Source organism: Flavobacterium psychrolimnae (assembly GCF_003312425.1).
Classification (GTDB): Bacteria; Bacteroidota; Bacteroidia; order Flavobacteriales; family Flavobacteriaceae; genus Flavobacterium; species Flavobacterium psychrolimnae.
This window is the reverse complement of sequence record NZ_QNUX01000003.1, coordinates 291854-303792: the sequence shown is the minus strand read 5'-3', so window position 1 is coordinate 303792 and position 11939 is coordinate 291854. Positions and strand designations below refer to the sequence as shown.

At 33.6% G+C, this 11939-nt stretch carries 13 protein-coding genes; 5 read left to right on the top strand and 8 right to left on the bottom strand.

Translation table 11 applies throughout. From position 1 onward, the window contains the following. Positions 1-19 precede the first annotated feature (19 nt). On the top strand, positions 20-535 hold the full coding sequence (locus tag DR980_RS05245; protein ID WP_113634191.1) for a PAS domain-containing protein: 516 nt from the start codon (positions 20-22) through the stop codon (positions 533-535). Between the two features lie 54 nt (positions 536-589). Here DR980_RS05245 and DR980_RS05240 read toward each other — a convergent pair whose 3' ends face one another. From DR980_RS05240 to DR980_RS05215, 6 genes are all read right to left on the bottom strand, one after another. Continuing rightward, positions 590-1360: a Bax inhibitor-1/YccA family protein gene (locus DR980_RS05240; protein ID WP_113634190.1), complete on the bottom strand. Its 771-nt coding sequence runs from the start codon at positions 1358-1360 to the stop codon at positions 590-592. Positions 1361-1522: 162 nt separating this feature from the next. Continuing rightward, positions 1523-2953 carry a pyruvate kinase gene (pyk, locus tag DR980_RS05235; protein ID WP_113634189.1) on the bottom strand — a complete coding sequence of 477 codons (1431 nt, stop codon included), beginning with the start codon at positions 2951-2953 and terminating at the stop codon, positions 1523-1525. Between the two features lie 5 nt (positions 2954-2958). Further along, positions 2959-3447 (bottom strand): IPExxxVDY family protein, encoded by a 489-nt coding sequence (locus DR980_RS05230; protein WP_113634188.1) that lies wholly within the window; start codon positions 3445-3447, stop codon positions 2959-2961. Positions 3448-3561: 114 nt separating this feature from the next. Then, positions 3562-4302 carry a ribonuclease III family protein gene (locus tag DR980_RS05225; protein WP_113634187.1) on the bottom strand — a complete coding sequence of 247 codons (741 nt, stop codon included), beginning with the start codon at positions 4300-4302 and terminating at the stop codon, positions 3562-3564. A gap of 6 nt (positions 4303-4308) precedes the next feature. Continuing rightward, a complete protein-coding gene (gene fabF, locus DR980_RS05220; RefSeq protein ID WP_113634230.1) occupies positions 4309-5562 on the bottom strand; it encodes a beta-ketoacyl-ACP synthase II in 1254 nt (417 codons plus the stop codon). A 183-nt stretch (positions 5563-5745) separates the two neighbouring features. Continuing rightward, a complete protein-coding gene (locus DR980_RS05215) occupies positions 5746-5982 on the bottom strand; it encodes an acyl carrier protein (RefSeq protein WP_007137004.1) in 237 nt (78 codons plus the stop codon). A gap of 176 nt (positions 5983-6158) precedes the next feature. Here DR980_RS05215 and purN point away from each other — a divergent pair, with 176 nt between their 5' ends. Together purN and rnhA are read left to right on the top strand one after the other, a co-directional pair. After that, positions 6159-6728: a phosphoribosylglycinamide formyltransferase gene (gene purN, locus DR980_RS05210; protein WP_113634186.1), complete on the top strand. Its 570-nt coding sequence runs from the start codon at positions 6159-6161 to the stop codon at positions 6726-6728. A 7-nt stretch (positions 6729-6735) separates the two neighbouring features. Then, a complete protein-coding gene (gene rnhA / locus DR980_RS05205) occupies positions 6736-7215 on the top strand; it encodes a ribonuclease HI (RefSeq protein WP_113634185.1) in 480 nt (159 codons plus the stop codon). Here rnhA and DR980_RS05200 read toward each other — a convergent pair whose 3' ends face one another. Further along, positions 7216-7791: a hypothetical protein gene (locus tag DR980_RS05200; RefSeq protein WP_113634184.1), complete on the bottom strand. Its 576-nt coding sequence runs from the start codon at positions 7789-7791 to the stop codon at positions 7216-7218. Between the two features lie 207 nt (positions 7792-7998). Here DR980_RS05200 and DR980_RS05195 point away from each other — a divergent pair, with 207 nt between their 5' ends. After that, entirely contained in the window at positions 7999-8922 is a 924-nt protein-coding gene (locus DR980_RS05195; RefSeq protein WP_113634183.1) for a PfkB family carbohydrate kinase, read from the top strand. A 129-nt stretch (positions 8923-9051) separates the two neighbouring features. After that, positions 9052-10950, top strand: a complete 1899-nt coding sequence (locus DR980_RS05190; RefSeq protein ID WP_113634182.1) for an amidophosphoribosyltransferase — start codon at positions 9052-9054, stop codon at positions 10948-10950. A 355-nt stretch (positions 10951-11305) separates the two neighbouring features. Here DR980_RS05190 and DR980_RS05185 read toward each other — a convergent pair whose 3' ends face one another. Then, positions 11306-11914: a superoxide dismutase gene (locus DR980_RS05185; RefSeq protein WP_113634181.1), complete on the bottom strand. Its 609-nt coding sequence runs from the start codon at positions 11912-11914 to the stop codon at positions 11306-11308. Positions 11915-11939: the final 25 nt, after the last annotated feature.

Sequence of the window (11939 nt, the reverse complement as noted above, 5' to 3'; positions counted from 1 at the left end):
GTTTTTAAATCGATATATCATGAATAATTTTAGACAATATGAAGATGCTATTGCGATGTATCACAATGGTTTAAATGTAAAAACACCTCCAATTTTTTGTTGGGATTTTCATAATGAATTTTTGACTGCAGTAAAGAGCTTTTTTCAGGATTTAAATAAGCTAAATTCAATTGCTTCGCAAAACAAATGGATTCAGAATAATTGGGATATAAAAAATAGTCTCAAAGAGGAAGTGATAATTGTTACTGATGCTAAATTGAAGATTGTTTTTGCATCACACAATATCGTGAAAATGAATGGCTATGTAGAAGCGGAGGTTTTGGGTAAAAGTCCAAAAATGTTTCAAGGCGAGGCGACTAACCAAATTACCTCAAATGAAATTCGTAAAGCTATTGTTGATCAGCAACCTTTTGAGAAAATTGTAATGAATTACAAAAAGAATGGAGAAGTATATGCTTGTTTGATAAAAGGATTTCCTGTTTTTAATACTAAAGGTGATTTGAGTCATTATATCGCTTTTGAGAAAGCTGCCTAAAAAGAGAAAACCTTTCCAGTTCGGAAAGGTTTTTTCTTTTTTTAATGTAGTGGATTAGCTTTTACTGTTTAATTTAGAAAGCAATCTTAAAAACTCTATATACAACCAAACCAGTGTTATCATTAGTCCCATAGCACCATACCATTCCATGTATTTTGGCATTTTTTGTTCTGCTCCTTTCTCTATTCGATCAAAATCTAAAAATAGATTTAAAGAAGCAATCACAATAACAAAAATGCTGATTCCAATGCTCATCATGGAGTTTCCATAGTGCACGGGAACAAAACTCGTAAACATAGAAAAAACCCAAGAGATAAGGTAATACGTTGCAATAGCCAAAGTAGCAGCGACTACTACTGATTTGAATTGTTCGGTTACTTTAACAATTTTATATTTATACAATCCCAGACAAACCATAAAAGTAACAAATGTTGCACCTACCGCTTGAATTACGATTCCAGGATACATTGCTTCAAATATTGCTGAAATTCCACCAATAAATAATCCTTCGAATAATGCATATCCGGGAGCTAAATAAGGAGAATATTGTGGTTTGAAAGCAGCAATAAGCACTAAAACTAATCCAACCACGGCGCCGCCAATTGCAGGAACTAAAGGATTTATTCCGTTAAAAGTCAACCACCATATTACAGTTGCAGATGCGGTAAGAAGCAAAAATAAGATTAAACTTTTATTGATGGTGCCTGATAAAGTCATCTCTTGATTGTAATCAATGGCCGTAGCTTGATGCACTTGCTCATTTTTTGAAACGGCAGTGGAAAAAGTTTTGTTATTTAAAAATGGATTTTTAGAATTAAAACTCATAAAATTTATATTTTTTGTTCTACCAAATATAAATTTTATTTAATAAAAGACCGTGTAATTATTCCTAATTTTTTATGATGAATCTTAAAATGTCTTTAAAACAAAAAGTCTGTCTCATTTTTCAAACGAGACAGACTTTTAAATATTTTTCAATAGCATTTGCTATTCAATTTCAGATACTCTCAAGGTGTTAACCATTCCTTTATCTTTGATAGGCATTGCTGCTAAATTGATAAGGAAATCTCCTTTTTGTACAAAACCTTTTTGTTTTACAATTTCATTAATATCTGTTACGGTATCATCTGTACTTACATCTTTAGTGTACATGAAAGATTTTACTCCCCATAATAAATTAAGTTGGGTAAGGATTCTTTTGTTAGATGTAAAAACTAAAATGTGTGCATTTGGTCTCCAAGCTGAAATTTGGAAAGCAGTATATCCACTATTTGTCAAAGTACAAATTGCTTTCGCTTTGATGACGTTTGCCATTGTCGCAGCGTGGTGACAAATTGTTTTAGTGATAAAACGTTTTGTTTTTATTTGAGGTGTGTTTTGTGGCACTTGGATTAGCGGAGAATCTTCTACAGCTTCAATGATTTGCGTCATTTTTTGAATAACTTGTACTGGGTAATTACCGGTAGCTGTTTCTCCAGAAAGCATTACTGCATCGGCACCATCCATAACAGAGTTGGCAACATCATTTACTTCTGCACGGGTTGGCGTAAGGGAAGTAATCATTGTCTCCATCATTTGCGTAGCAACGATAACTGGAATACGAGCTGTTTTAGCTCTGCGAATTAATTCTTTTTGAACTAAAGGCACTTCATGAGCAGGAAGTTCAACTCCTAAATCTCCACGAGCAACCATTAAAGCATCACAATATGCAACAATTTTGTCGATATTTTCTAATGCTTCAGGCATTTCTATTTTGGCAATAATTGGAATTTTATATTCAGAGTGTTCTGCAATTAATTCTTGTAGATCTTGTAAGTCTCTTGGTGTTTTTACAAATGATAATGCAATCCAGTCTACATTTTGTCCAATGGCAAAAATAGCATCTGCAATATCTTTCTCAGTCATAGCCGGAAGAGATATTTTGGTATTTGGTAAATTAACTCCTTTTTTAGATTTTAATTCACCACCTTGAATTACTCTTGCTATAACTTCTGATTTTTTATCCGTCTCAACGATTTCAAAAATAAGTTTTCCATCATCAAGCAAAATTCTTTCTCCTGGATTTACATCGTTTGGAAAGTTTTGGTATTTCATGAATACTTTCTTTGCAGTTCCAAGAATATCTTCAGCAGTTGTGAAAGTAATTAAGTCCCCGTCCTGTACTACAACGCCTTCTTCCATAACTCCTACACGAAGTTTAGGACCTTGTAAATCGCCAAGGATTGCTGTAGTGTAGCCAAACTCTTCGTTTAGACCTCGGATAATGTTTATCTTTTCTTTTACATCTTCGTAATCAGCATGCGAAAAATTTACTCTGAACACATTCACACCTGCGTCAATCATATCTTTAATGATTTCTCTTGTACTACATGCAGGCCCAAGTGTGGCTACAATTTTAGTTTTTTTGTTTGTAAGCATTTGTATTAAAAAATTAAATTGTTTTTAGATTTGATTTGATTTGTATCTACTATATAAACAGTTGATATGCTGTCTATGGTATTTAATAGGAGCTGAATTTTGAATATATCCATAGCATCGTCATTGTTTTCTATTTTCAAAAAATAGTCTACTTTTTTAAACTCAGGAAGTAAAAAGACTTTTGTAGCTACTTCCATTGTTACATCTGAAAATAGATTTTGAGTATTTCCTTTTTTATATTGGACAACCTCATTTTTATTTTGAATTAAATTCCAAGTAATGGTACTTTCCATATCATTATAATAAAATCTGGAAAAATTAGTCTCTCCTTCTTTTATATTGATTTGAATTTCATTCTCACTTTTACTTAGGTTTATAGGCAGCTTTTGATTAATAAAAAATGCCAATCGATAGTCTTCTAAGGAAGTATGAATTGCAATAAGATAGTAATCTATTTCGTCAAATTCGCCAAGATCCAGTTTATGAATAGCCATTTCATGAAAAAATAAGATGTAAATATAGTATTTCTAACGAAGTATAAGCCCCTCAAAACGTGTTGTTTTTGTTAATTTATGAACGAAAACGATATAGTTTTATTAAGATTGGGATTATTTCCTATCCATTTTTTCTTGAAATGCAAAATAAGCGCGTTGGGATGCTTTTTCTTCTGCCTTCTTTTTAGAGGTTGCTCTTGCTTTTGCAATTACTTTATTATCGATGCTTAGTTTTACACCAAACAACCGTTGCCCGTCAATGGCATTGTCTTCAAAAATATCATAATGAAATATTTTTTTCTCTTTTTGACACCATTCTATAATCAGACTTTTATAGCTGATTACTTTTCCTTCTAGTCTTGCAATATCTACGTAAGGAACTATAACTCTTTTTTGAATGAATTTTTCACAATAAACATAACCTCGGTCTAGGTAAATTGCTCCGACTAATGATTCAAAAATATTACCATGAATGTTTTCTCCAAAATGCTGAAGTGGCACTTTGCTTTCTATATATTGTACTAAGTTTAGGTCTTTACCTAATTCGTTCAAGTGCTCTCTGCTCACAATTTTAGAGCGCATTTTAGTCAAATAACCTTCATCTCCTGCAGGTGCTTTGTTGAATAAATGAGCAGCAATAACAGAACTTAACATAGCGTCACCCAAAAATTCTAAACGTTCGTAATTGATGGGATTCCCTAAAATATCGAGGCGATTTGAGGAGCGATGGGTGAATGCTTTTTTATAAAAATCAAGATTTACGGGAGCAAATCCTAAGATTTTCTGAATAGAATCAAAAAAAATCCCGTCTTCTGTAGAACGGGATTTTGAAAATATTTTTCTGATTATACGCATATATAATTAGATTTCTAATTTTTTAACCAATACACAAGCATTGTGACCTCCAAAACCAAAAGTATTACTCATAACAACATTCATATCTCTTTTCTGAGCTTTATTAAATGTAAAGTTTAGTTTAGAATCTATGTTTTCATCATCCGTAAAATGATTAATTGTAGGAGGTACTATTCCATGTTTCAAGGAAAGAATCGAAGAAATTGTTTCAACTGCTCCTGCTGCTCCAAGTAAATGGCCCGTCATGGATTTAGTTGAATTTAAGTTCATCGTGTAGGCATGTTCACCAAAAACATGTAAAATTGCCTTAGATTCTGCCATATCACCAAGTGGTGTTGAAGTTCCGTGCATATTTACACCATCAACGTCGGTTGCTTGCAAGCCAGCATCTCTTAAACAGTTCAACATTACGTTTTTAGCGCCTAATCCTTCAGGATGCGGTGCAGTAATGTGATATGCATCAGCTGACATTCCGCCGCCACCTACTTCACAATAAATTTTTGCTCCACGGGCTACAGCGTGTTCATATTCTTCAAGTACTAGTGCTCCGGCTCCTTCACCTAAGATAAAACCATCACGGTCTTTATCCATTGGTCTTGAAGCGGTTTTAGGGTCATCATTTCTGGTAGATAAAGCATGCATAGCATTAAATCCTCCCATTCCTGCTATAGTTACTGCTGCTTCAGATCCTCCAGTTACCATGGCATCTGCATGACCTAATCGGATGTAGTTGAAAGCATCAATAATAGCATTTGTGGAAGAAGCACAAGCTGAAACAGTGGTAAAGTTCGGACCTCTGAATCCGTATTTTATAGAAATATGGCCACCGGCAATATCCGAAATCATTTTTGGTATAAAGAAAGGATTGAATTTTGGTGTACCATCGCCGGCTGCAAAGTTCAACATTTCAATTTGAAACGTTTCTAATCCGCCAATTCCTGAACCCCAAATAACACCAACTCTGTCTTTGTCTAATTTTTCGAAATTAAAACCAGCATCAAGTACTGCTTCATCAGATGAAACCATTGCATATTGTGCATAACGGTCCATTTTTCGAGCTTCTTTTCTGTCTAAAAAATCTTCAGCATTAAAATTTTTCAATTCGCAGGCAAATTGGGTCTTAAATTTTGAAGCGTCAAAATAGGTTATTGGAGCGGCACCGCTAACCCCGTTAATAAGTCCGTTCCAATATTCTTCAATGTTATTTCCAATAGGTGTAAGAGCGCCTAAACCTGTTACAACAACTCGTCTTAATACCATAAATTCTTTATTTTTGTTATCTTTAAACAAATAAAACCCATGCTTTCTTTACTGTATTACTATTACAAAAGAGCCATGGGTATTACAATAAATATATTTTTGATTGAAATTCAATCTCGAATTTAATTTTAAAAAAAAAATAATAACACCCGTTTACAAAAATGCAAACGGGTGTGTACTTTATTATTTTTTAGCTTCCTCGATGTAAGAGATTGCTTGACCTACAGTAGCGATGTTTTCTGCTTGATCGTCTGGAATTTGGATATCAAATTCTTTTTCGAATTCCATAATAAGCTCAACAGTGTCTAATGAGTCAGCTCCTAAATCATTAGTGAAGCTTGCTTCTGTTACAACTTCGTTTTCGTCAACGCCTAATTTGTCTACGATAATCGCTTTTACTCTTGATGCAATGTCTGACATAATCTTTAATTTTAGAATTTAATTTGTTGGCAAAAATAAAAAACTTTATTTTAAAACAACTATTTAGTTAATAAATGTGACATCTAATTTATGAAATTTATTTTAACAAACCCGAGACAATGTTATTTATTTTCATTTTTTATGCCTTTTTTTGTGCAATTAAAACATGCTACGTTATGAAAAAAATTGTGCTTTTTGCTTCTGGATCGGGTACTAATGCTGAGAATATCATAAAGTATTTTGTACAATCTAAACTGGGAACCGTAGCAGCGGTGTTCACAAACAACCCAAATGCCAAAGTAATTGAAAGAGCAAAAAAGTATGGGGTTCCAACACAAATTTTCTCAAAAGAACAGCTTTTTGAAAGTGAATTATTACAAAAAATAAACGTAATTCAACCTGATTTGATTGTTTTAGCTGGTTTTTTGTTGAAATTTCCAGAAAATATCATTGCAGCCTATCCGGATAAGATCATAAATATTCATCCTGCATTGTTGCCAAAGTATGGCGGAAAAGGAATGTATGGCATGCACATTCACAATGCAATTGTTGCCAATAATGAAAAGGAAACGGGAATTACCATTCATTTTGTAAATGAAAATTATGATGAAGGAAATATTATTTTTCAACAAAATGTTGTTTTAGCGGGTGATGAAACACCGGAAGAAGTAGCTGCAAAAATACATGAATTAGAACAAAAATATTTCCCAACAGTAATAGAGGGAATCCTAAATCAAAAATCCTAATTCATAAATGGAACACGACGTACATATATATACTGATGGTGCTGCCAAAGGGAATCCTGGAAATGGCGGTTACGGAGTAGTCATGGAATGGGTGGGAAAACCGTATAAGAAAGAATTTTATGAAGGTTTTCGTCGTACGACCAATAATAGAATGGAATTATTAGCTGTTATTGTTGGTCTTGAAAAGTTAAAAAATCCGAACACTAGGGTTTTAGTTGTTTCTGATTCTAAATATGTAGTTGATTCGGTGGTTAAAAAATGGGTTTTAGGTTGGGAAAAAAAAGGATTTGTTGATAGGAAAAATTCCGATTTGTGGAAGCGTTTTTTAATAGTCTACAGAAAACACAAAGTAGATTTCAAATGGATCAAAGGGCATAACAATCATGTTCAAAACGAAAGGTGCGATGAATTGGCCGTTATGGCTTCGATGCAAAAACAACTTTCTGTAGATGCTTTCTATGAAAAAGAAGAGGCAAAACTGTTGTGATTATTTAAAAGATTCTTCTCTTTTTCTAATGTAATCAATTCCTAGATAACAATCAGAACTTAAATCATACCCATTTTTGAATAAAATGTATGCTATGGTTGAGTATTCTCCTTCTTTTATAATTTCGCGTTTGAGAGCTATTCTTTTTGAAGCTGTTTCTTTTGAATATTTTGTTAAAAACCCCTTAATACCTAAGCGGTTGAAATCTTTTTCAATATTTGGGTTAACTTTAAAACTTTCTAAATAAGTTTTTTTATTATGTACTTTATTGTCCAAAACATAATCTTGATTTAAAACAGCATTTAGAAATTTTGCAAAAGAATCAAATTCTAAAAAGTAATGGTTTTTATATATAAATAACAATTCACTAACGCTACTTAAAAGTATTTCTTTATCACTAGCCTTAACGTATAAGTCAATTTGGTATGAAATGGGCGGAGGTACTTTGATTATAGTGTCGTTAACCTCGCTAGATTCGCTAAAATTTCTAATAATTTCTTTAGAAAAATTTGGCTCCTTACTTTCGCATGAGATTAGCAAAAAAATTAAAACTAAGAAACTTGATTTTATTTTCATTATTTTAAATTATTGTTAAACAAATTTAGTTAAAAAACGACAAGCAAATTTAAGCCAATTTATCAAAATGAAAATTTTAAGTAATACATTTAGAAACCTTTTATAAATAGAAATTAAGCTAATATTTTAAGTAAACTTTGAGATTTAAAACCATTGCAACTTTACAACTTATAAACTATCTTTGCGCCTTAATTCGAAACGTATATAATGAATAAATTATTGATTGTTGGAACAGTAGCTTTCGACGCAATTGAAACTCCATTTGGAAAAACGGACAAAATTTTAGGTGGTGCAGCAACTTATATCGGTCTATCCGCTTCTTTTTTTAATGTACAATCTGCTATAGTTTCTGTAGTTGGTGATGATTTTCCACAAGAATATTTAGATTTATTGACCGCAAGAAACATAGATATTTCTGGTCTTGAAGTTGTAAATGGTGGGAAAACTTTCTTTTGGAGTGGTCGTTATCACAATGACTTGAATTCTAGAGATACGCTGGATACTCAATTAAACGTTTTGGCTGATTTTCAACCAAAAGTTCCTCAAGACTATAAAAATGCCGAAATAGTAATGTTAGGAAACTTACATCCATTGGTACAAAGCAGTGTTTTGGACCAAATGGAGACTCAGCCTAAATTAACAGTATTAGATACTATGAATTTTTGGATGGATTGTGCGTTGCCGGAATTGATGGATGTAATAAAACGTGTAGATGTAATAACCATCAATGATGAGGAAGCAAGACAACTTTCTGGAGAATATTCTTTAGTGAAAGCGGCTGCAAAAATCCAAGCGATGGGACCTAAATATGTTGTAATTAAAAAAGGGGAACACGGAGCACTTATTTTTCATAATAAAGAAGTTTTCTTTGCACCGGCATTACCACTTGAAGAAGTTTTTGATCCAACTGGAGCAGGAGATACTTTTGCCGGAGGATTTGCAGGATATTTAACACAGAGCGAAAATATTTCATTCGAAAATATGAAAAATGCAATTATTCAGGGATCGAATTTGGCTTCCTTTTGTGTGGAGAAATTTGGAACCGAAAGAATGCTCGATTTAGATAAAACAGAAGTAGTGTCCAGATTGCAACAATTCAAATCACTGACACAATTTGACATAGAATTATAATATATTGAAACCTCGGAAACGGGGTTTTTTTTGTCACCAAAAATTAGCAGGGAATTACATCTGATTTATCATTTTTTAATCAGTTCAATTTATTTTTTAGAATAACACAACAACACAAACAACTTTACAATGAGCGATGCTTTAAAACACGAGTGTGGTATAGCCTTAATTAGATTACTTAAACCGCTTGAATTTTACAAAGAGAAATACGGAACAGCTTTTTACGGAATCCAAAAAATGTATCTTTTGATGGAAAAACAACACAATCGCGGTCAAGATGGTGCTGGTTTTGCAAGTATTAAATTAGACGTGGAACCGGGAGAACGCTACATTAGTCGTGTTCGTTCCAATCACGCGCAACCAATTCAGGATGTTTTTGCTCAGATAAACGACAGAATAAATGAGGAAATGGCCGCTCATCCCGAATACGCAGATGATGTGGCGTTACAAAAACATAAAATTCCTTATTTAGGTGAATTGTTTTTGGGACACGTTCGTTACGGAACTTTTGGGAAAAACAGCATCGAAAGTGTTCATCCTTTTTTACGTCAGAATAACTGGATGCACAGAAACTTGATTTTGGCTGGAAATTTCAACATGACGAATGTTAAAGAGCTTTTTCAAAGTTTAGTGGAACTAGGTCAGCATCCAAAAGAAATGGCGGATACGGTTACGGTAATGGAAAAAATAGGTCACTTTTTGGATGATGAAGTAACTGATTTGTACCAAGAATGTAAAAATAATGGATTGACAAAAAGAGAAGCTTCGCCGGTAATTGCAGAGAAACTTGATGTTGCCAAGATTTTGGCCCGAGCTTCTAAAAATTTAGATGGCGGTTACGCAATGGCAGGACTTTTAGGTCATGGTGATTCATTTGTTTTTAGAGATCCGGCAGGAATTCGTCCCGCTTATTTTTATCAAGATGATGAAATAGTGGTAGTAGCCTCAGAAAGACCTGTAATCCAAACGGTTTTCAATGTCCCTTTCGAAAAAGTTCAGGAAATTGAACCAGGAAACGCATTAATTATCAAGAAAAACGGAACGGTTTCTATGCAGGAAATTCTTGCGCCAACGGTTAAAAAAGCCTGTTCTTTTGAGCGAATTTATTTCTCCAGAGGAAGTGATGCCGAAATATATCAAGAAAGAAAAACACTGGGAAGACTTATTCTTCCGGCGGTTTTGAAATCAATTGATCAAGATACAGACAATACGGTTTTCTCTTATATTCCAAATACGGCTGAAACTTCTTTCTACGGATTGGTTGAAGCGGCACAAGATTTCTTGAATCAAAGAAAGAATAATTATATTCTGCAAAACAGAAATACATTAACGAAGGAATCACTGCAAGAATTATTAGCAGTAAAAATTCGTACGGAAAAAGTAGCCATCAAAGATGCGAAACTAAGAACCTTTATTACAGAGGATAGTAGTCGTGACGATTTAGTAGCTCACGTTTATGATGTAACCTATGGCGTTATAAAACCAACGGATAATTTAGTTATTATTGATGATAGTATTGTTCGAGGAACTACCTTGAAAATGAGTATTATCAAAATGATGGATCGTTTGAATCCAAAGCGAATTGTTGTCGTTTCATCGGCACCACAAATACGCTATCCGGATTGTTACGGAATTGATATGGCAAAACTGGAAGGTTTAGTGGCTTTCAAAGCAGCTTTAGAATTGCTAAAAGAAAGAAACTTGTATCATATTGTTGATGAAGTTTACGCGAAATGCAAAGCGCAGGAAAATTTCAAGGATAGTGAGGTTGTAAATTATGTGACAGCGATATATGCACCTTTTGAAGCGCAAGAGGTTTCGGATAAAATTGCCGAAATGTTGAGTTCACCAGAAATCAAAGCCGAAGTGAAAATTATTTTCCAAACTGTAGAAGATTTACACATTGCTTGTCCTAAGAATTTAGGAGATTGGTATTTTACCGGAGACTATCCTACGCCAGGAGGAAACCGAGTAGTAAACCGAGCATTCATGAACTTTTATGAAGGAAAAGACGCCAGAGCCTATTAATATTTGGCCTGATGGGGTTTTAATCGGTTTTCTAAGTTGTTCATCTAATTTATTTGGCAGCAACGAACAAGTACTATAATTTTGACTCACCATAACATTAGTAGGTTAAGTTTATGGTAGATTTGGGGCAAAAAGGGTGGAAGCAATTCCACCTTTTTTATTGGAATAAAGTCTGATAAAAGAGAATAGAAGAAAGAGAATAGAAAATAGAAAAGACGAATAAGCCAAGAGTTTATTCGTCTTTTTTGATGTGAAATATGAGCAAACTATAAGGCATAAAAAAATAGACAAATTAACTTTTAAGTCACTTTGTCTATTCTCTATATTCTTTATTCTAGGTTTTTCGAAAAAAAAACTATTTCTCTAAAGCAAATCTTCTAGCCACTTCCGTCCAGTTAATTACATTGAAAAAAGCTTCGATATAATCTGGTCTTCTGTTTTGATAATGCAAATAGTAAGCATGTTCCCAAACATCCATCGCTAAAATTGGAGTTCCGCCACAACCTACACCTGGCATCAATGGATTGTCTTGATTTGGAGTGCCGCAAACTTCTAATTTTCCACCTTTATGAACACAAAGCCAAGCCCATCCAGAACCAAATTGTGTTGCTCCAGCTTTGCTGAAACTTGCTTTAAATTCTTCAAAAGTTCCAAAAGAAGCTTCAATCGCTGCCAATAAATCTCCAGTTGGAAGTCCGCCACCGTCTGGTGTCATAACCGTCCAAAACAAATTATGATTATAAAAACCACCACCATTGTTACGAACTGGCATGTTTTTCATATCAAGATTAATCAAAATATTTTCGATGGTCTTACCTTCCATATCCGTACCTGCAATTGCAGCATTCACGTTGGTAATGTAAGCGTTGTGATGTTTCGTGTGATGAATTTCCATCGTGCGCGCATCAATATAAGGTTCTAATGCGTCGTACGCATAAGGTAATTGTGGTAATTCAAAAGCCATAATATGATTGTTTAATGATTTATAA